Genomic DNA, 20,723 nt, shown 5'->3' with positions numbered 1-20,723 from the left:
ATGGCGGCACGGCGTCCGAAACGCGGGTGCTGCGGGTCAGTGCTTCAGATCGGTGATCGTCCAGCGCTGGTTGGCGCCCGAGTTGGGGGTCCACACGGTGACCGGGGCGCCGTCGTGGGTGGCCTGGCCGCCCACCTCAAGAAGGCGGCCGGTGGCGGCGTTCACCAGGGTGTACGTGCCGTCGCCGGTCGTGGACAGGATCCAGCGGGCCGCCGCGTCGGGCCGGCCCCGGTCCTTCTCCAGCACGGCCGCCCCGTCCCGTACCGCGATCCGCTGATTGCCGGACCGGCTGCCGAGGGTGTACTGCTGCCGGTTGTCATGGCCCTTGGTGTACGGGGTCAGCGTCCAGATCTGGGCCCGGTCGCCGGCCACCGGCGTGCTGATCACCGCGCCCGAGCCGTCGGCCGCCGCGGTCAGCGGCTTGCCGCTCTGCACACCCGTCAACCGGTAGGTGTGCCCCGGCTGCACCAGTGCCGCGTCGTTGGCGACCCCCGAGACGCCGTCGATCAGGAAGGTGGTCACCGACTGGGCGGGGACGGTCAGCACGGCGCGGCCGTCCCGGACCCGTACCGGCTCGCCGGTCACCAGCGCGCCGGCCGCGCTCGTCACCACCGGGGTCACGGTGGCGTTCTTGTCGATCTTCTTGAACTTGGACAGGTCCAGGGTGATGTCGCGCCGCTCCGCGCTCTGGTTGGTGTGCACCACCGTGGCGCCGCCTGCCGACGACAGGGCCGCGACGCTGGCGGTGTCGGCGGTGCCGATCAGATGGTCGCCGGGCTTGATGTAATGGGTGAAGTTCCGGGCGGTGTTGAACTTCTGGTTGGTGTAGATCGGGCAGGACTCCAGGGTGTCGCCCTCGGTGCAGTTGAACGGCAGCTGGATGCTGCCCCAGTTGCCGCCGCGCTCGGACTCACCGCCCGGCTTCATGTTGTCGTAGTCCTCCACCGGCTGCCAGAACACCCAGGCGGTGGGCTCCAGTTCACGCAGATCGCTGGTGATCCGCTCGGCCAGGCCAAGTCCCGGGGCCATCGACTCGAAGTCCTGGCCGTTGCCCCAGTCGCCCTCGACCTCGCTCATCCACAGCGGCTTGTCCTCGCCCTTGGCGATGTCCCGCACCGTGGTACGGCCGCCGGTGCCGTACGTGTGCACATTGAGCTGGTCCACCAGCTCGCGCACCTGCGCCGGGTAACTCTCCCAGTTGCGGGCGAAGGTGGTCGGGTTGGTCTCGTCCATCGCCGAGATCACCGCGTCGGTGCCGGTGGCCTCGTCGGCGAGCCGGGCGGCCAGCGCCCGGATGACGTCCTGCTGCGCGCGCGGGCCGATGTGGGCGCCCTCCTGCCGGCCGCCGACCGGCTTGCCGTCCGGGCCCAGCCGGGTGCTCCAGTAGTTGGTGTTGGGTTCGTTGAACGGGTCGATGGTGGCGAACTCGATGCCGTGCGCGGCCTCGATCCGGTCCACCGCGCCCACCAGGTAGGCCGCGAAGTCGTCCACCCGGTCCGGGCGCAGCTGCTCGTCGGTGGCGTTGAAGCCGCCCGAGACATAGCCGCTGACGGTCTGGAACCAGGGCGGGGAGTTGCTGAACGCCTCCCAGTGGTCGATGTCGTCCTTGATCCGGTCCACCCACCAGCGCTGGGTGGCGTCCGCGTTGTCGTTCCAGTGGGTGGGATTGTCGGCCTGCCACCAGTCGGTGTCCTCGCGGGTGGTGCCCGCCGGTGCCTGCCACCAGCCCTCGACGGCGCCGCCGGCCCGCAGATAGTCGGTGACATCGGGGGCGTTGCCGCCGCCCACGTTGTAGCGGGCGATGTTCAGCGCCAGTCCGTCGTCGCCGAAGAGCAGGTCGGCCAGACGCTCGCGGATCTCGTCGGGGTAGTCGCCGGTCGCGTTGGCGAACCAGACCAGGCTGGTGCCCCAGCCTTCGAACTCCTGTCCCTGATAGGAGGGGTCGGGGGTGACGGTGTACGCGGCGGCGGTCGCGGTGGCCGGTCCGGCGGCGACCAGGGTGCCGGTGGCCAGCGCCAGCACGCCCAGCGCGGCGGCCGGCTTCCTCTTGCGGAGTGGGCTGTTCATGTCCGGTGTGAACCTCTTCTCAGCTCGCGTCGTTGCGATGGGAAAAGCGGGGATGGTTCAGGGGAGGTCGCGGCGGAGTACGGCGACGCCACGGGCGGGCAGCGGGGAGGTCTCGCCGGTGAGGAGTTCGCCCTCGATGCCGCTGAGGTCGACGGGCTCCTCGGTGCGGTTGATGAGGAACCAGTACGCGTGGCCCTCGTGGGCCCGCACGGTCAGCTCGATCTTGCCGCGTACCGGCGCGGGCAGTTCGGCCGCGATGCCGGCGCCTTCCAGCAGCCGGGCCAGCACCGCCGGGAGTTGGTCGGGGCCGAGCCGGGTGGAGACATAGGCGGCCGATCCCGTACCGGTGGCGGGGGTGCGGCGGGTGATGGCGGGGCGGCCGGCCAGCTCGCCGGTGCGGTAGGAGGCCCAGACCTCGACCGATTCCGGGTCGGTGACCTCGACACGGTCGCTCCACAGGGTGCCGGTGCTGCCGTCGTCCAGCGCGACGGACTCGCCGGGCAGCAGCGGGGCGAACTCCTCGATGCGGATGCCGAGCAGTTCGCGCAGCGGGCCCGGGTAACCGCCGAGGTGGGCGTGGTCGTTCTCGTCCACGATGCCCGAGAAGTAGGTGGTGACCAGGTGGCCGCCGCCCGCCACGTAATCGGTCAGCTCCTTGGCGAGCGGGGCGGGCACCATGTGCAGCACGGGGGCGACGACCAGGTCGTAGCCGGCCAGTGCGGTGCCGGTGGGCACCACGTCGGCCCGTACCCCCAGGGCCAGGAACGCCGAGTACCAGTCGAGCGCCTCGGCCCGGTAGCGCAGCAGCTCGGTGGGGTGCGAGTCCTGCTCGCTCGCCCACCAGGACTCCCAGTCGAAGAGGATCGCGGCGCGGGCCGGGGCGCGGTCGGCGCCGGCCAGTGGGGCGAGGTCCTTCAGCCGCTGTCCCAGCGAGGTGACGGAGCGGAAGACCTCGCTGTCGCGGCCGGCGTGCGGGACCATCCCTGAGTGGTACTTCTCGGCACCCGCCGCGGACTGCCGCCACTGGAAGTAGCACACCGCGTCGGCGCCGTGCGCGACGTGCAGCAGGGCGTCGCGGGCGAGTTCGCCGGCGCCCTTGGCGCGGTTGACGGGCTGCCAGTTGACGGCGCTGGTGGAGTGTTCCATCAGGAACCAGGGCCGGCCGCCGGCGATGTTGCCGGTGAGGTTGGCGGAGAACGAGAGCTCGTCCTGGGCCTGCGGGGAGGGCAGGATGTAGTGGTCGTTGGAGACGAAGTCGACCTCGGCGGCCCAGTCGGCGTAGTTCATGCCCTTGGTCTCGTTCATCACCATGAAGTTGGTGGTGATCGGGACGTCGGGGGTGATGCCGCGCAGCAGCTCGCGTTCCGCGCGCAGATAGTCCTTGAGCGCGTCGGAGGAGAACCGCTTGAAGTCCAGCTGCTGGGTGGGGTTGGGGTGCGAGGCGGCGAGCCGGGGCGGCAGGATCTGCTCCCAGTCGCTGTAGCGCTGGGACCAGAAGGCGGTGCCCCAGGCGTGGTTGAGGGCGTCCAGGCTCTGGTAGCGACCGCGCAGCCAGGCGCGGAAGGCGCGGGCGGCGTCGTCGGAGTAGTCGTAGAGGTTGTGGCAGCCCAGTTCGTTGGAGATGTGCCAGGCGACCAGGGCCGGGTGGTCGGCGTACCGCTTGGCCATGGCGTCCACCAGGCGCAGCGCGTGCTCGCGGAAGACCGGTGAGGTGGGGCGCCAGTGCTGGCGGGCGCCGGGCGACAGGATCTCGCCGGTGCGGGTGACGGGCAGGATCTCGGGGTGCTTGGCGGTGAGCCACGGCGGCGGGGAGGCGGTGGCGGTGGCGAGGTCGACGCTGATGCCGCCGGCGTGCAGCAGATCCATGATCTCGTCCAGCCAGCCGAAGTCCCAGCTGTTCTCGGTGGGCTGGATGCGGGCCCAGGAGAAGATCGCGAGGGAGACGACGTTGACGCCGGCCTCGCGCATGAGGGCGATGTCCTCGGCCCAGATCTCGCGGGGCCACTGGTCGGGGTTGTAGTCGGCGCCGTAGCCGATGCCGGGCAGGCGCGGCCAGCGGTGGGTGGCGGCGGGTGCGGGGGCGGGGGCGCGGGTCATCGTGCTCCTTGGTACGCGGGGGTGGTGCGGTGAGAGGGCCGGGGCAGGGCGGGCGCCGGTACGGGCGCGGGCGGGCGCGGTGGGCGCGGGCCCGCGCCCGTACCGGTCACGGGGTCAGGAAGGTGGGGCGGTCACTTGTTGACCGTGAAGCCCTGCTCCTTGCCGTAGCTGATGGAGGCGTCCTGCCAGGAGCGCAGGCCGTCGGCCAGCGTGGTGTTGGAGACGTACGCCTGGCCGGCGGTGTCGTTGAAGATGGAGTTGGCGTAGACCTGGAAGGGCAGGTAGGACCAGCCGGTGCCGACGTTGGCGGCGGACTCGGCGAAGATCTCGTTGGCCTTCTGGCCGCCGAAGTAGTCGAACTCGACGTTGAGGAATTCCTCGGAGTTCAGGTCGGCGGTGGTGGAGGGGAAGGCTCCGGCGGCGGTGCGGGTCTGCACGCCGTCGCCGACGTTGAGGTATTCGACGAAGGCGTAGGCGAGGGCCTGGTTCTTGCCGGCCGTGGGGATGGCCATGGAGCTGCCGCCGTTCTCGGAGGAGACATTGGCGCCGGCCTCCCACTGCGGGAGCGGGGCGACTCGCCAGTCACCGGCGGCGTTCGGCACGCCGGACTCGAAGTTGGGCGGCATCCAGGCACCGGTGGCGAGGGTGGCGATGGTGCCGTCGCCCAGGCCCTGGTACCACTCGTCGGTCCAGCTGTTGATGGGGGCGAGCAGATCCTCGTCGATGAGCTGCTGCCAGGTGTCGGTGTAGGCGGCGGTGCCCTCGTTGTCGAAGTCGATGGTGACGTCGGTGCCGTCGGAGGAGTAGGGGCGTCCGCCGGCCTGCCAGATGAGGCTGGTGGCGAAGCCCGGCTCGCCGGTGTCGTTGGTGATGTACGCGCCCGGGTCGGCCGCCTTCAGATCCCGGGCGGCCTGCACGTACTCCTCCCAGGTGGTGGGCACCTCGATGCCGTACTCGTCGAAGACGGTCTTGTTGTAGAAGAGCGCCATGGGCCCGGAGTCGGTGGGCAGCGCGTAGATGCTGTCGCCGGAGTGGACGGCGTTCCAGGGGCCCGGCGAGAAGGTGCCGTCCAGCTGGTCGGCGCCCATCGAGTTCAGTTCGGTGAGGGAGCCGGAGAGGGTGAACTGGCCGAGCGCGTAGTACTCGATCTGGGCGACGTCGGGGACGCCGGAGCCGGCGGATATGGCGTTCTGGAGGGCCGTGTACTGGTCCCGGCCGGTGCCGGCGTTGACGATGTTGACCTTGACGTTGGAGTGCTCGGCCATGAACGCCTCGGCGGCGGCGGGCAGGGTGGTCTCCCAGGACCAGACGGTGAGGGTGCCGCCCTTCTCCAGGGCCGCCTCGACATCGGCCGGGGTGAGGCCGGAGGAGGTGCCGCCCCCGCCGCCTCCGCCGTTGCCGTCGTCGGAGGAGCCGCAGGCGGCCAGGCCCAGGGCCAGGGCGCTGACCACGGCCGTGGTGCGCACCGCGCGGCGCACAGTGGTGTTGCTCATGGTGTCCATCTCACTTCTTTGTCAGATTTCACAAGGGGCGGGGGGACTTGGGGGGGTCGGGAGGGGTCGGGGGGGTGGCTGTTACTCCTTGACGCTTCCGGCGGCCAGGCCGGACTGCCAGTAGCGCTGGAGCAGCAGGAAGGCGACGACCAGCGGGACGATCGTCAGCAGCGAGCCGGTGATCACCAGGTTGAAGATGGCCTCGCCGCCGGCGGTGGCGGCCTGGTCCTTCCAGGAGTTGAGGCCGACGGTGAGCGGGTACCAGTCGGGGTCCTTGATCATGATCAGCGGCAGGAAGTAGTTGTTCCAGGTGGCGACCATGGTGAAGAGCAGGACGGTGACGATGCCCGGGGCCAGCAGCGGCAGGCTGACCCGGAAGAAGGTGCCGATCTCGCTGGATCCGTCGATGCGGGCGGCCTCCAGCAGTTCGGTGGGGATGGCCTCGGAGGCGAAGACCCACATCAGATAGAGGCCGAACGGCGAGATGAGGGAGGGGATGATGACGGCCCAGGGGGTGTTGGTGAGCCCCATCTTGCTGAACATCAGGAAGGTGGGGATCGCCAGGGCCGTACCCGGCACGGCGACCGCGCCGATGATGACGGCGAACACGCCGCGCTTGCCGGGGAAGGTGAACTTGGCGAGCGCGTAGCCGCCGAGCACCGCCAGCAGGGTGGCCCCGCCGGCTCCGGCGACCACGTACAGCAGGGTGTTGAGGAGCCAGCGCACGAAGGCGCCGTCGTTGTAGCTGAGGGTCTTGCCGATGTTGTCGAACAGCGCGAAGTCGCCGCTGAACCACAGGCCGAAGGAGTCGAAGAGCGACGCCTGGGTCTTGGTGGCGTTGATGAACAGCCACACCAGCGGGACCAGGGTGTACACCAGGACCAGGCCGGTGAGCAGGGTCAGGGTGAGGCTGCGGCGCGGCCGGTTGACGCTGTGGGGCGGGCGCGGGCGGCGCGGGGTGCGCAGCCGTACGGCGGAAGCCGGGGTTCCCATCGCTTGGCTCACGCTTCCTTTCGCATGCCGCGCAGCTGCACGGCGTAGGCGATGATCATGGTGAAGACGCCCATGATGATCGCGACCGTGGCGGCGTAGTTGTGCTGCTGGCCGGAGAAGGACAGCGAGTAGGTGTAGAGGTTGGGCGTGAAGTAGGTGGTGATCGCGTTGGGGGCCAGCTTCTGGAGGATGGACGGCTCGTTGAACAGCTGGAACGAGCCGATGATCGAGAAGATGGTGGCGATGACCAGGGCGCCGCGGATGGCGGGGAGTTTGATGGCGGTGATGACCCGCAGCTGTCCGGCGCCGTCGATCTCGGCGGCCTCGTAGAGGGAGTGCGGGATGACCCGCAGCGCCGAGTAGAAGATCAGCATGTTGTAGCCGATGAACTCCCAGGTCACGATGTTGCCGATGGCGGCGAGGATCAGATCCGGGGAGAGCGGGTCGGGTATCGAGACGCCGAAGGTGTCGTTGATGTTGCCGATCAGCCCGAAGCGGGAGCCGTACATGAAGCTCCACATGATGGTGGCGACGACGGCGGGGACCGCGTACGGCAGGAAGATCGAGATCCGGAAGAAGTTGGCGCCGTAGAGCCGGCCGCTGTCCAGGGCGAGGGCGACCAGCAACGCGAGGAACAGCATGATCGGCACCTGCACGGCCAGGAAGAGGCTGACCCGGCCGAGCGCGGACCAGAACTGCGGGTCCTCGAAGGCGCGCCGGTAGTTCTCGAACCCCACGAAGGTGGTGCCGCCGACCAGTTGGTCGCGGAAGAGGCTCAGGTAGATCGAGTAACCGATGGGTGCCAGGAACACCAGGGCGAAGACGGCCATGAACGGACCGATGAAGCCCCAGCCGGTCCAGGAGCGCCGGTCGCGCTGCCGCCGGGGTGGGCGGGCTGGGGTGGTACGTCCCGCTCCCAGGGGCGGTGACAACGTTGTCATGGCCGATTCCTTGTTCCGTCGTGCGGAATGTTTACGTAAACATGTTGGATTATGTTTACGTAAACATCAATGGCTGGATGCTTACACTGCTGCCTGATCGCCGTCAAGAGTCGAGGTCCGGGATCACAGCCCGGGCCCGGGCAGCAGGACGAGCACGAGGGGAACGTGAAGGCTCAGGTGGCCAAGGAACAGCAGGAGCCGGCAACGACGCCGGAACCCGGCGCGGTGCCGGGGCCACGCCGCACCCAGCGGGTGTCGATGGCCCATGTCGCCCGGCTCGCCGGCGTCTCCTCGCAGACCGTCTCCCGGGTCTCCAACGGCCACCCCGGCGTGGGCGAGGAGACCCGCGCCCAGGTCCTCACCGCCATGAAGCAGCTCGGCTACCGCCCCAACAGCGCGGCCCGCGCGCTGAAACGCGGCGAGTTCCGCACCATCGGGGTCATCCTGTTCACCCTCGCCACCACCGGCAACGTCCGTACCCTGGAGGCGATCGCCGCCTCCGCCGCGGCCGAGGGATACGCGATCACCCTGATCCCGGTGACCGCCCCCACCCAGGACGGGGTACGCGGCGCCTTCACCCGGCTCGGCGAACTCGCCGTCGACGCCGCCATCGTGATCATGGAAGTCAGCCTCACCGGCGTGGAGGTGCTGCCGCTGCCGCCCCACGTCCAGGTCGTGGTCGCCGACTCCGACGCCGGCGACCGCTACAGCGTGGTGGACACCGACCAGGCCGGCGGCAGCCGCGAAGCGGTACGGCATCTGCTGGACCTCGGGCACCGCACCGTGTGGCACATCGGCGGCCCCGCCGAATCCTTCGCCGCCCAGCGCCGCGCCCTGGCCTGGCGCGCCACCCTGGAAGAGGCCGGGCGCCCGGTGCCGCCGATGGCGGCCGGCGACTGGAGCGCCGAATCCGGCTACCGGGCCGGGCTGCTGCTGGCCCGCAACCCCGAGTGCACCGCCGTGTTCGCGGCCAACGACCAGATGGCGCTCGGGCTGCTGCGCGCCCTGCACGAGGCAGGCAGGTCCGTGCCGGGCGACGTGAGCGTCGTCGGCTTCGACGACATCCCCGAAGCCGGTTCCTTCCCGCCGCCGCTGACCACCGTCCACCAGGACTTCGCCGAGGTGGGGCGGCGCTGCGTGGCGGGGGTGCTGCGCAAGGTCCGCGAGCGGCACGCCCCCGAGCGCGGTACGACGCTGGTGCCCACCCACATGGTGATCCGGCAGAGCACCGCGCCGCCCCCGCCACCGCCCCCGCCGCGCGGCTGAACTCACTGGCCGCGGGGCAGGCGCGGTGCTACGGTGTGCGGGTCGCGACACGTGGGTCGCGCACCCGGATGAGCAAAGGGAGGTGAGGTTGATGGCTGCGAACGAGACCGTTGCGCTGCGCAACGCCCGGACCATGACCACCCTCACATCCCGGGCCCCGGTCTGATTCCACGCGCTTTCACACCGCAGGGGCCCCTTGTCCGCAAGGGTTACCAACGTTGTCTGACGTCTTTCCCGGCTTTCCCGACCTTCCCGACTTTCCCGACGCGCTGTCCGGCCACGGCTGGAACGCGTCACTCGAAGAGGACTTCACCCCGCACCGCGCCGCCGGCCTGACCCCGGCCCGTATCGTCCGCGTGGACCGCGGGCGCTGCGAGGTCATCACCGCCGACGGGCCACTGCACGCCGACTCCACGGCGGTCACCGCCCCGTGCACCGGCGACTGGGCGGCGCTGGCCGGCACCCGGATCGAGGCGCTGCTGCCGCGCCGTACCGCGATCGTCAGGGCCGCCGCCGCCAGGACCTCCCGGGGCCAGGTGCTGGCCGCCAATGTCGACACCATCGTGATCACCGTGCCGCTGGCCGACGCGATCTCCTGCGACCGGCTGGAGCGGCTGCTCGCGCTGGCCTGGGAGAGCGGCGCCCGGCCGGTGGTCGCCCTCACCAAGGCCGACCTCAGCCCGGACCCGGAGGCCGACCGGCTGGAGGCCGAGTCGCTGGCACCCGGCGTCGAGGTGTTCCCCGTCGCCGCCACCACCGGCGCGGGTCTTGACGCACTGCGCGGCGCGCTGGAGGGCACCATCGTGCTGCTCGGCACCTCGGGCGCCGGCAAGTCCACCCTGGGCAACGCGCTGCTGGGCGCGGAGGTGCTGCGCACCGGCGCGGTGAGCGAACAGCAGCACGGCAAGGGCCGGCACACCACCGTCAGCCGGGAGCTGGTGCCGCTGCCCGGCGCGGGGGGCCGGGTCCTGATCGACACCCCCGGGCTGCGCGGGGTGGGCCTGCACGAGGCGGGCGCCGGGCTCCAGCAGACGTTCGCGGAGATCGAGGAGTTGGCGCGGCAGTGCCGGTTCGCCGACTGCGCGCACGACAGCGAGCCGGGCTGCGCCGTCCGGCAAGCCATCGCGGACGGCGAACTGCCGGAGCGCCGGCTGGACAGCTACCGCAAGCTGCAACGCGAGGGCCGCCGGGCGGCGGCACGGCACGACGACCGGCTGCGCGCGGTGCTGCACAAGGAGATCATCAATCGGCAGAAGGCCATCAGCCGCCACCTGCGGTCGGTCTACGGCCGGGACGGCGGGCGGCAGAAGTGACCGGGGCACGGAACAGCGCACTGCGGAACGCGTTTTTCACACTGCACCACGGGCTGCCGCGCCAGGGCCCCGGCTCCGATGCCACCACCCGCCGGCTGCTCGCGCTGGCCGAGCCGCTCCCGGACCGGCCGCGCGCGCTCGATCTGGGCTGCGGCCCGGGGCGTTCGGCGCTGCTGCTGGCGGCGGAGGCCGGGGCACACGTGACCGCCGTCGATCTGCATCAGCCGTTCCTGGACGAACTCACGGCGCGCGCCGCCGCGCGCGGTCTCGCCGACCGGATCCGTACCGAGCGCCGCTCCATGGCCGAACTCCCCTACCCGGACGGTGGATTCGATCTGATCTGGGCCGAGGGATCGGCCTATCTGCTGGGCTTCGAGGCGGCGCTGCGCGGCTGGCGGCGGCTGCTGGCGCCCGGTGGGGTGCTGGTGGTCACCGAGTGCGATTGGACCACGGACACCCCGGGGCCACAGGCCACGGCCTTCTGGGCGCAGGCGGCCCCGCTGCGTACCGGGGAAGCGAACACGGCCACCGCCGAGGCGGCCGGCTACCGGGTGCTGGGGACGTACGAACTCCCCGACCGCGACTGGTTCGAGGAGTACTACGACCCGCTGGCCCGGCGCGCGGACGCCGCCGATCCGGCGCTGCCCGGTATGGCGGAAGCCCTCGCCGGCGCCCGGGCCGAGATCGCGCTGCGCCGCGAGCACGGCGCCGACTACCGCTATCGGGGCTATGTCCTGTCCCCCGCCGTCACCACCCCCAAGGAGAACGCCATGTGGACCACCCGCGCCGAACGCCCCGGAAGCGAGGGCGCGGCCGACCGGGCCGTGATCCGCGAGGTACTGCTGGAGGCGTTCCCGACGCCGCTGGAGGCTGACCTGGTGGACGCGCTGCGGGCGGCTCCGGGTGTGTGGCTGCCGGAGCTTTCGGTGGTGGCGCAGGCCCCGGACGGCACGATCGCCGGCTATGCGCTGCTCACCCGGGGCCGGGTCGGTGACGAGCCGGTGCTCACGCTCGCCCCGTGCGCGGTGCGGCCGGACTTCCAGCGGCGCGGCGCGGGGACGGCGGCGATCCGGGCGGTGCTGGCGGCGGCGCGGGCCCGGGGTGAGGAGAACCTGGTGACGGTGCTCGGACACCCCGGGTACTACCCGAGGTTCGGGTTCGCCCCGGCGTCGGGGTTCGGGATCCGGGCCGGGTTCGAGGTGCCCGACGAGGCGATCATGGCGCTCGCCCTGTCCGAGGACCGCCCGCTGCCGGCCGGGACGATCCGTTATCCGGCGGCGTTCGGCGTCTGATCGACAAGGTCCGGGGCCGCCCCGTGCGCGGGGCGGCCCCGGATCGCGGATCGCGGATCGGTCGTGGCTACTTCTTCGCGGCGGCCTTGGCTGCCTTCGCGGCCTGCTTCATCTCCTGCTTGTGGGAACGGACCTTGTCCAGCGTCTCGGGCCCGGTGATGTCGGCGACCGAACGGTAGACGCCCTCCGCCCCGTAGTCCCCCGCCGCCTCCCGCCAGCCCTGCGGCCGTACCCCGAACTGCTTGCCGAGCAGCGCCAGGAAGATCTGGGACTTCTGCTTGCCGAAGCCGGGCAGTTCGGTGAGCCGCTTGAGCAGTTCGGCGCCGCTGGCCGCGTCCCGCCACACCCCCTGGGCGTCGCCGTCGTACCGCTGCACCAGGAAGCGGCACAACTGCTGGACGCGCCCGGCCATCGATCCGGGGTAGCGGTGGACGGCGGGTTTGGCGGACAGCAGGGCGGCGAACTCCTCCGGGTCGTACGTGGCGATCTGCCGCGCGTCCAGGTCGTCACCGCCCAGCCGGGTGGCGATCGTGTAGGGGCCGGCGAAGGCCCACTCCATCGGCACCTGCTGGTCCAGCAGCATCCCCACCAGGGCGGCGAGCGGGCTGCGGCCCAGCAGCGCGTCGGCCGCCGGCTCCTGTGCGAGACGGATCGTGGCGTCGCTCATGCAGGGCACTCTACGGCGCGGGCCGCCCGCCGCCCGGCACATCCACCCCGCCGGCGCCCGTCGCGTACGGGTGAATCCCCCGCCCCCGGCCGGTACGCCGCCGGGCCGGTGCGGCTGTGCTCCCGTCCCATGGGGAGCATGAGCGATGAAAACCCACTGCGGTATGACAACCTGCGCGCGCTGTATCTCAACTGCACCCTCAAACGGTCGCCCGAGACCAGCAACACCGGCGGACTGATCGGCATGAGCCGCGCCGTGATGGAGTCCCAGGGGGTGAGCACCGAGGTGGTCCGGGCGATCGACCACGACATCGCCACCGGGGTATGGCCGGACATGACCGAGCAGGGCTGGGAGCGCGACGCGTGGCCGGCGCTGTACGAGAAGGTGCTGGCCGCCGACATCCTGGTGCTGGCCGGACCGATCTGGCTCGGCGACAACAGTTCGGTGATGAAGCGGGTCATCGAGCGGCTCTACTCCTGCTCGGCGCTGCTGAACGACCGGGGCCAGTACGCCTATTACGGGCGGGTGGGCGGCGCGCTGCTCACCGGGAACGAGGACGGCGTGAAGCACTGCGCCATGAACATCCTGTACTCCCTCCAGCACCTGGGGTACACCATCCCGCCGCAGGCGGACGCCGGTTGGGTCGGGGAGGCGGGCCCGGGCCCCTCGTACCTGGATCCGGACTCGGGTGGCCCGGAGAACGACTTCACCAATCGCAACACCGCCTTCATGGCGTGGAATCTGATGCATCTGGCGGCGCTGCTCAAGCGGGCGGGCGGGGTCCCGGCGCGCGGCAATCAGCGCACCGAGTGGGAGGCGGGCTGCCGGCCGGGCGCCGGGAACCCCGAACACCGCTGAGGGCGGGCCCGATCCGGTCCGGCCCGACCCGGCCCGGCCCGGCCCCGTCCGATCCGACCCGGCTTCAGAACCTGGCGCCGATGGCCCGCCCGTCGCGCGGCACCAGGAAGTCGCTGGAGGGGATGGACCCGTCGGCCGCCCTGCCCCCGGTCACCAGCGCGGTGTTGGTGGACAGGACGGAGCCGGTGCCCCAGTCGCCGCCGATGTTCCAGGAGTTGCCGGTGGCGGTGGAGTTGCCCAGGTTGACGGCGCGGGCGTCGGCGATGGACAGGTTGGCGGTCAGGGTGGAGGCGGAGCGGTTGACCTGGTAGCCGGTGTCGCCGTTGCGGAAGGTGGTGGTGCGGGAGATGGTGAGCGCGCCCGGGTTGCCGTTGTCGGTGATGCCGTCCTCCGCGTTGTCGAAGGCGATGGAGTTGGTCAGGGTGTGGGGGGCTGCCGGGCCCGGGCTGCCGCCGCCCATCTTGAAGCCGTTGCCGTCGCCCCCGAAGTCGGGGAAGTTCCAGTGGTTGAAGCCGTTGCCCCAGGCGAGGGAGTTCTCGATGGTGATCGCCGACTCGAACAGCCATGCGTCGAATCCGTCGTCGGCGTTGCGCCACAGCCGGGCGCCGACCACCCGGTTGCCCTCGCCCCGGCCTTCCTTGATGCCCAGGCCGTCCGCGCTCTCCCCGTTCTTGCGGGGGTCGTGGTTGTCGTAACTGTCGAGATTCTCGATCAGATTGCGGCTGGAGTTGCCCTGGAGCTGGAAGCCGGTCTCGTAGTTGTCACGGGTGATCAGATCCGTGAACCGGTTGTCGTTGCAGCCGTCGCAGTAGAGGCCGTACGGGCCCCGGGTCAGCTCCAGGCCGTGGATCCGCCACCACGACGCCTCCTGGTGGATGGCGCCGCGCTGCGGGCGCGGGATGCTGCCGCCGACGGGGGTGTGGCTGGCGGGCAGCGGATCGCCGTCGATGATGACCCGCTCGCCCTGGTAGGGGCCCAGAGTAATAGGGGCGGCGGCGGTGCCGGAGGTGAGGATCTGGATGTTGGTGGTCAGCTGGTACGTTCCGCCGCGCACCGCGATGACGTCGCCGGGCCGGGCCCGCCCCACGGCGGCCTGGACGGTACGGAGCGGGGCGGCCACCGTACCGGCCGCGCCGTCGTCGCCGTTGACGGCGACCACGATGGTCGGATCGGCGAGCGCGGCCCGGGCGGCGGCCGACGCGGACGCGGCTGCGGGGGCGCGAGCGGGGGCTGGGGCGGGGGCGGCGTGCACGGCCGTCGCCGTGAGCACCATGGCCGCCGCGCCGAGCAGCGCACCGACCGTCGTGCTGAGCTTCATCTGTGGTCCTTCCGGAGCGGGATCGCACCTGATCACCCTGTGCGTCGCCGCCCGCCGGAAGAAGGTTGCCCGGCCAACTGCCCTCTGTGGTCATTTCGTATTACGGTCGGCGCATGGTGACGATCAACGGGCCCGCGCGAAACTGGGCAGGCAATGTGACCTTCGGCGCCCGGCGGATACACCGCCCGGCCTCCCTGGACGAACTGCGGCGCATCGTCGCCGACTCCGAACACCTGCGGGTCCTGGGCAGCGGCCACTCCTTCAACCTCATCGCCGACACCAGCGGCGACCTGCTCCGGGTCGACGGGCTGCCGCCCCGTACCGAGATCGACGCCACGCGCCGCCGGGTCACCATCGGCGCCGGCCAGCGGTACGCCGAAGTGACCGCCGCCCTGAACACCGCCGGCTTCGCGCTCGCCAACCTCGCCTCCCTCCCGCACATCTCGGTGGCCGGCTCCTGCGCCACCGGCACCCACGGCTCGGGCAACACGCAGCCGGGCCTGGCCTCCGCCGTCACCGCGATCGAACTGGTGGGCCCCGGCGGCGAACCGGCCCGCCTCGACCGCGAGACCGACCCCGGCGTCTTCCCCGGCGCGGTCGTCTCGCTCGGCGCGCTGGGCGTGATCACCGCCATGGAGCTGGAGATCGAACCCGCCTTCGAGGCCGCCCAGTGGGTGTACGAGAACGTCCCGCTGGACGGCCTCGACACCACGCGGTTCGACGAGATCACCGGCGCCGCCTACAGCGTGTCCACCTTCACCCGCTGGCACGACGGGCGCGGCACGATCGTCCTCAAGCGGCGGCTCGACCGCGAGAGCGCCGCCCACCCCGGCGAAGGCTGGCAGGACGGCACTCTGGCCGGCGCACCCTGGCACCCGATCCCCGGCGCACCGACCGAACACTCCACCCAGCAGCTGGGCGTACCCGGCCCCTGGCACGAGCGGCTGCCGCACTTCCGGCCCGACCACTCCCCCAGCCACGGCGAGGAACTCCAGTCCGAACTCTTCCTGCCGCGCGCCGCCGCGCCCGAGGCGTTCGCCGTACTGCGCGAACTGGGCGAACGGATGGCGCCGGTGCTCCAGGTCTCGGAAGTACGGACCATCGCCGCCGACGAGCTGTGGCTGTCGCCGTCCACCGGGCGGGACTCGGTGGCGTTCCACTTCACCTGGACCCTGGACACCGAGGCGGTCCTGCCGGTGGTGGCGGACCTTGAGTCCCGGCTGCTGCCGCTGGGCGCCCGCCCGCACTGGGGCAAGGTGACCACGCTGCCGGCCGAGGCCATCACCGGAAGCTACCCGCGCTTCGCGGACTTCCGGCGGCTGGTCCTGTCCCGCGACCCGGCGGGTGTCTTCCGCAACCCCTTCGTGGCGGACCTGCTGGCGGCGACGGCGGACGGCTGAGCGGCCGTCACCGTCAGGCTGGTGGTGCGGCACTGGCCGCCGGCCGGACCGCATCCGGGCCGAACCGGCGCCGCGCCCGGTCGGCCGCCGCCTCGGCGGCCCGCCGGCGGTCATCGCGCGGGTCCATGGTCAGCTGGTGGTGGGCGCGCTCCGCGCCGGCGAGGTCATCGGCGCGCAGCGAGAGCGTACGCACCCGGGCCCGCTGGAGGCCGAGCGCGTCGTGGAGCGCGTAGGCGGCGGCCGTCAGTACGGGGGTGTGGGCGGTCGGTTCGGGGAGGGTACGGCTGCGGGTGGTGGTGGAACGGTCGGCGTAGCGGAGGGTCAGGGTGAGGACCCGGGCGGTCTGCTCCGTACCGCGCAGCCGGTAGCCGAGGTCATCGGCGAGGCCGAGCAGGGCGGCGCGCCGGCGGTCGGGGTCGAGTTCGTCGTGCGGGAAGCGGTGGTCGGCGCGCAGCGAACGGGGCGGCGCGGCCGGGGTGACGGGGGTGGGATCGATCCCCCGGGCCAGCTCCCGCACCCGGCGGGCGGGCGCGGCGCCGAGGATGCGCTGGAGGGTCGCGGCGGGGGCGGCGTTGATCTTGCCGATGGTGTCCAGGCCGTAGCTGCTGAGGGCACGGGCGGTAGCGGCGCCGATGCCGTGCAGGGCGGTGGGCGGCAGCGGATCGAGAAACCGGGCGACGTCGGTGACCTGACACACCCCGCGCCCGCCGCCCTGCCGTGCTGCCATCCGGGCGAGCAGCGGATTGCCGGCGACCCCGATGGTGGTATCGACCCCGTGCAGCGCGAGCGCCCGCACCCGGATCAGTTCGGCGAGCGAGCCGGCTTCCCGCCCGAAGTAGCGGCGGGCCCCGGTCACATCGACAAACGCGGCATCGGGCGGCAGGGCCTGGACGACGGGACTGACGTCGTGCAACAGATCGAGCAAGGCGTCGTAGCGGCCCCCGCCGAAAATCCCATGAAACCAAACATGAAGCACCCCCCGCCCCCACTGACCGGTACCGGGACCGGGGTCGGGGTCGGGACCGGCGGTGGACCGGGACGCGGAGACAGCAACGCGGACCGCGTCGCCAACGACTGGCCCGAGACCCGGACCGGAGACGAGGCCCGGGCCGAAGCCGGGGACGGAGTCGGCGGTTGCCCGGAGTGCCAGGGCGGCAGCGTCGGCGGCGGCCGGCCCAGGGACGGGGCCGGGCGGGGCGGGCGTTCCAGGAGGGGTCGGGTGCGGGGCGTCGTCCGTGGCGGGCGGGGTGTGTTCGGCGGGGCCGGCAGCGGCAGAACCGGGGCCGGGCTCCGGTTTGTTGCCGCCACCGCCCGCCACCGGCTCGTCCCGCCCGGCGAAGCCGGCCGCGGCCTCGCCGCCCAGGGTGGCGGCGGGCAGCGTGGAACCCCGCACCGCCGCCGGTCGGCCGCGCCGCCGTGGGCCGGGGGTGGCGCCCTTGTGGCGCTTGATGTGGGGTTCGGTTGGGGTCATCCGGCGCTGCCCGGGCTGGCGTGCCACAGTTTGCGGGGTGCGGCGCCGGAGCCGGAGCCGTCCCCGGCGGGGCGCAGGTCGGCCCAGGGATGGAGTTCGTAGCCGTTCTCCAGCCGGATCGTCCGGCCCCCACCGCCCGCCGGTTCTCCGGCCGGCGTCGCCGTCGCCGTCGCCGTAGCCGTAGCCGTAGCCGTCGCTGGTCGCAGGGCGAGGCGTTCCGCCACCGCCTCCAGACCGCCGGTGCGGCGCAGGCCGGCCAGTTCGGCGAGGTCCCAGGCTGCTTCCCCCACCACGCTCAGGCTGCGCGGCCCGCGCCGCTGGACCGTGCCGCGTACCAGCAGCAGCCACGAGTGGAAGACGGTGTGCGCGCACGCCTCGTGGCTGTCGTCGAAGAAGGCCAGGTCCACCAGCCCGGTCAGGTCGTCGAGCGTGGTGAAGATGACCCGCTTGCCGGACCGGATCGGCGGCGTCTGGGTGGCGGCCTTGGCGCCGGCGACCAGCACCGTGGCGCCGTGTTCGGCGTCCCGCAGTTCCCGCGCCGCCGTCACCCCCAGCTCCCGCAGGAAGTCCTGGTGGGCTGCCATCAGATGCCCGGAGGCGTCCATCCCCAGCACCCCCAGTTCGGCTTCCAACCGCTCCTCCGCGTCCAGGTCCGGCAGTCCGGCCGGAGCGGTGCGCGCCGCGTCGGCCAGGGGCAGTTGCCGCGCGCCTTCCGCTCCTCCCCGGCCCGTACGGCCCTGCTGGGACCGGTGGAGTTCGGCGATGTGCAGCAGCAGATCGCGGCGCCCGGCGCCGAAGGCGTCCAGCGCTCCGGTGCGGGCGAGCCGTTCGGCGGTGGGCCTGGCGGGCCGGGCCCGTACGTACAGGTCGCTCAGCGAGGCGTACGGCCGGCCCGCCGCGATCCGTACCGCCTCCGCCTCGGTGATGCCCTGCACCTCGCTCAGCGCGAGCCGCACCCCCAACCGACCTGATTCGGACTCCAGTTCGATTCGATAGCCGGCGTCCGACCGGTTCACATCCAGCGGCAGGATCGGCACCCCGCGCCGCCGCGCGTCCGCCAGCAGCAGCCGCTTCGGGTACATCCCCGGATCGTGCTCCAGCAGCCCGGCGTAGAAAGCCGCCGGATGGTGGGTCTTCAGCCACGCCGACTGGTACGTGGGCACCGCGAAGGCCACCGCGTGCGCCTTGCAGAAGCCGTAGCTGCCGAACGCCTCCACGATCTCCCAGGTGCGGGCGATCACCTCTGCCCCGTACCCCCGTTTGCGGGCCTCCTGCGCGAACCACGCCCGTACCCGCCCCTGCCGCCGCGGGTCGGACAGCGCGCGCCGCCCCTCGTCCGCCATGCCGCGGTCGCACCCGGTCATGACACTCAGCACGCCGATGATCTGCTCGTGGAAGACCACCACCCCGTACGTCTCGCGCAACACCGGCTCCAGGTCGCGGTGCGGGTAGCGCACCGGCCGCCGCCCGTGCCGGGCGGCGATGAACGGCCGCACCATGTCGGCGGCGACCGGCCCCGGCCGGAAGAGGGAGATGTCCACCACCAGGTCGTGGAAGGTGCTCGGCTGGAGCCGCCCGATCAGATCGCGCTGGCCGGGGGATTCGATCTGGAAGCAGCCGAGCGTCTCGGCGGAGCGGATGAGTTCGTACGTGGCCGGGTCCGGCGGGCCCTGGGTGACGGCGCCGTCGAGGTCGACGTGTTCGCCGGTGGCGCGTTCGATCTCGGTGAGCGCGTACGCCATGGCGGACTGCATCCGTACCCCCAGCACATCCAGCTTGAGCAGCCCCATGTCCTCCACGTCCTCCTTGTCGAACTGCGACATGGCGAAGCCCTCGCCGCTGGTGGGGACGACGGGGGTACGGGCGCGCAGCGAGCGGTCGGAGAGCAGCACCCCGCACGGGTGCATGGCGACGCCGCGCGGCAGGGCGTCCAGGGCCTCCACCAGCTCCCACAGCCGCGGGTCGTGCTTCTCGGCGGCGATGCCGCGCAGTTCGGGCAGCTCGGCGAGGGCGGCCCGGGCGTCGCCGGCGCGGATGTGCGGGAAGGCTTTGGCGAGCCGGTCGACCTCCGCCGGGTCCATGCCGAGCGCCAGCCCGGTGTCGCGGATGGCGTGCCGGACCCGGTAGGTCTCGGGCATGGCGACGGTCGCCACCCGCTCCTCGCCGAAGCGGTCGAAGATGGCGCGGTAGGCGTCGAGGCGGCGGGCGGATTCGACGTCGATGTCGATGTCGGGGAGGACGGCGCGGCGGGTGGAGAGGAAGCGTTCCATGAGCAGGCCGTGTTCGACGGGGTCGGCGAGGGAGATGCCCAGGAGGTGGTTGACGAGGGAGCCGGCGCCGGAGCCGCGGGCGGTGGCGCGGATGCCGAGGTCGCGGATGTCGTCGACGACCTGGGCGACGGTGAGGAAGTAGGAGGCGAAGCCGAGCCGGCCGATGATGGCCAGCTCCTGGTCGAGGCGTTCCCAGCGGGTCCGGTCCCGGTCGTGGCGGCGGATGACCATGCCGGCGGCGCAGCGGGAGCGCAGTACGCGGTCGGCGGTGCGGGCGTGGGCGCCGACGAGGTGGGGTTCGGGGAAGTGGACGGAGCCGATGCCGAGGTCGTCCTCGGGGTCGACGCGGCAGGCGGCGGCGGTGTCGGCGGTGTGCTGGAGGAGCCGGTGGGCGGCGTCGCGGCGCAGGCCGGCGGCCTCGGCGATGCGGGTGGCGGCGTCGGCCATGGCGTTCGGGGGCTTGAGCCAGTGTTCGCCGTTGTCGCGGCCGGCGCCGCGCGGGTCGATGGGGACCAGGCGGCGGGCGGAGTCCAGGACGTCGGCGACCGGGCCCTGGCCGGGGTCGGCGTAGCGGACGGCGTTGCTGAGGACGGGGACGATGCCCTGGTCGAGGGCGAAGCCGAGCGCCCGGGCGGCGTTCCGGGTGGGTCCCGAGGCGTCGACTTCGAGCCGGAGGGACGCGGTGCCGAACCGGTCCCGCCAGGGGGCGAGGAGGCGGGCGGCGCGGTCGGGGCGGCCTGCGGCGAGGGCGCGGGCGGGCTCGGAGTCGGCGCCGAGGAGGGCGAACAGCCCGTCGCCGGCCGCCGCCCCGGTCAGGTCGGCCCAGCGCAGGAAGGGCCGCTTGGGGTCCTGGGCGTGGGCGGCGGTGACGAGCCGGCACAGCTGGGCCCAGCCGACGGCGCCGTCCCGGGCGAGGAAGAGGGCGCGGGGCGTGGATTCGTCGGTGAAGGCGCCGCCCCGGACGGGGGTACGGCGGCGGGCGGGCGTCGCGTGGGCGGCGGCAGCGGTGGCGGTGGCGGCGGTGGCGGCGTCCGGGTGAACGACGGCCAGGTCGACGCCGTACAGCGCTCGTACCCCGGCCCGGCCGCAGGCTTTGGAGAACCGTACGGCGCCGGCCAGGGTGTCCCGGTCGGTGAGGGCGAGGGCGTCCATGCCGCGCTCGGCGGCGCGCTCGGCGAGCTGTTCGGGATGGGAGGCCCCGTACCGGGCGGAGAACCCGGACACGACGCGCAGCTGGGTGAAGCCGCCGCTGCCGTTCGTCGCCATTCTCCGCACCT

General features: G+C 72.4%; 14 protein-coding genes. 5 read left to right on the top strand and 9 right to left on the bottom strand.

The genetic code is table 11. From position 1 onward, the window contains the following. Positions 1 to 36 precede the first annotated feature (36 nt). The 5 genes from AC5WRL_RS13400 to AC5WRL_RS13380 form a co-directional block, all read right to left on the bottom strand. The gene (locus tag AC5WRL_RS13400) at positions 37 to 2,067 is read right to left on the bottom strand and encodes an RICIN domain-containing protein (protein ID WP_496088692.1); all 2,031 of its coding nucleotides are present in this window, start codon (positions 2,065 to 2,067) and stop codon (positions 37 to 39) included. 57 nt (positions 2,068 to 2,124) lie between these two features. Further along, positions 2,125 to 4,164: a beta-galactosidase gene (locus AC5WRL_RS13395; protein WP_496088691.1), complete on the bottom strand. Its 2,040-nt coding sequence runs from the start codon at positions 4,162 to 4,164 to the stop codon at positions 2,125 to 2,127. Between the two features lie 131 nt (positions 4,165 to 4,295). Next, positions 4,296 to 5,666 (bottom strand): ABC transporter substrate-binding protein, encoded by a 1,371-nt coding sequence (locus AC5WRL_RS13390; RefSeq protein ID WP_496088690.1) that lies wholly within the window; start codon positions 5,664 to 5,666, stop codon positions 4,296 to 4,298. Between the two features lie 72 nt (positions 5,667 to 5,738). Beyond that, positions 5,739 to 6,650, bottom strand: coding sequence for a carbohydrate ABC transporter permease (locus tag AC5WRL_RS13385; RefSeq protein ID WP_496088689.1), 912 nt, complete (start codon positions 6,648 to 6,650; stop codon positions 5,739 to 5,741). Positions 6,651 to 6,658: 8 nt separating this feature from the next. Next, positions 6,659 to 7,591, bottom strand: coding sequence for a carbohydrate ABC transporter permease (locus AC5WRL_RS13380; RefSeq protein ID WP_496088688.1), 933 nt, complete (start codon positions 7,589 to 7,591; stop codon positions 6,659 to 6,661). A gap of 258 nt (positions 7,592 to 7,849) precedes the next feature. On the opposite strand from AC5WRL_RS13380, the gene AC5WRL_RS13375 reads away from it, so the two are divergent. The 3 genes from AC5WRL_RS13375 to AC5WRL_RS13365 all read left to right on the top strand — a co-directional run bounded on the left by AC5WRL_RS13375 (position 7,850) and on the right by AC5WRL_RS13365 (position 11,462). After that, the gene (locus AC5WRL_RS13375; protein WP_496088825.1) at positions 7,850 to 8,857 is read left to right on the top strand and encodes a LacI family DNA-binding transcriptional regulator; all 1,008 of its coding nucleotides are present in this window, start codon (positions 7,850 to 7,852) and stop codon (positions 8,855 to 8,857) included. 218 nt (positions 8,858 to 9,075) lie between these two features. Continuing rightward, a complete protein-coding gene (rsgA, locus tag AC5WRL_RS13370; protein WP_496088687.1) occupies positions 9,076 to 10,170 on the top strand; it encodes a ribosome small subunit-dependent GTPase A in 1,095 nt (364 codons plus the stop codon). Further along, positions 10,167 to 11,462 (top strand): GNAT family N-acetyltransferase, encoded by a 1,296-nt coding sequence (locus tag AC5WRL_RS13365; protein ID WP_496088686.1) that lies wholly within the window; start codon positions 10,167 to 10,169, stop codon positions 11,460 to 11,462. Before rsgA ends, AC5WRL_RS13365 begins: the two co-directional genes overlap by 4 nt. Before the next feature lie 67 nt (positions 11,463 to 11,529). Here AC5WRL_RS13365 and AC5WRL_RS13360 read toward each other — a convergent pair whose 3' ends face one another. Beyond that, complete coding sequence (locus AC5WRL_RS13360) at positions 11,530 to 12,129, bottom strand: HhH-GPD-type base excision DNA repair protein (protein WP_496088685.1); 600 nt, start codon at positions 12,127 to 12,129, stop codon at positions 11,530 to 11,532. Positions 12,130 to 12,267: 138 nt separating this feature from the next. Here AC5WRL_RS13360 and AC5WRL_RS13355 point away from each other — a divergent pair, with 138 nt between their 5' ends. After that, positions 12,268 to 12,987 (top strand): flavodoxin family protein, encoded by a 720-nt coding sequence (locus AC5WRL_RS13355; protein WP_496088684.1) that lies wholly within the window; start codon positions 12,268 to 12,270, stop codon positions 12,985 to 12,987. A gap of 64 nt (positions 12,988 to 13,051) precedes the next feature. On the opposite strand, the gene AC5WRL_RS13350 is transcribed toward AC5WRL_RS13355, so the two are convergent. Continuing rightward, entirely contained in the window at positions 13,052 to 14,305 is a 1,254-nt protein-coding gene (locus tag AC5WRL_RS13350; protein WP_496088683.1) for a right-handed parallel beta-helix repeat-containing protein, read from the bottom strand. 113 nt (positions 14,306 to 14,418) lie between these two features. Between AC5WRL_RS13350 and AC5WRL_RS13345 the strand changes: the two genes are divergently transcribed. Beyond that, entirely contained in the window at positions 14,419 to 15,705 is a 1,287-nt protein-coding gene (locus tag AC5WRL_RS13345) for an FAD-binding protein (protein ID WP_496088682.1), read from the top strand. 13 nt (positions 15,706 to 15,718) lie between these two features. On the opposite strand, the gene AC5WRL_RS13340 is transcribed toward AC5WRL_RS13345, so the two are convergent. Both AC5WRL_RS13340 and AC5WRL_RS13335 read right to left on the bottom strand, forming a co-directional pair. Next, a complete protein-coding gene (locus AC5WRL_RS13340) occupies positions 15,719 to 16,618 on the bottom strand; it encodes a DNA polymerase Y family protein (RefSeq protein ID WP_496088681.1) in 900 nt (299 codons plus the stop codon). Positions 16,619 to 17,172: 554 nt separating this feature from the next. Then, entirely contained in the window at positions 17,173 to 20,712 is a 3,540-nt protein-coding gene (locus AC5WRL_RS13335) for a DNA polymerase III subunit alpha (RefSeq protein WP_496088680.1), read from the bottom strand. Between the last annotated feature and the right edge of the window lie 11 nt (positions 20,713 to 20,723).

The sequence above is a fragment of the Streptomyces sp. NTD107 genome (assembly GCF_059510435.1).
This window is presented reverse-complemented; position numbering and strand designations above follow the sequence as displayed.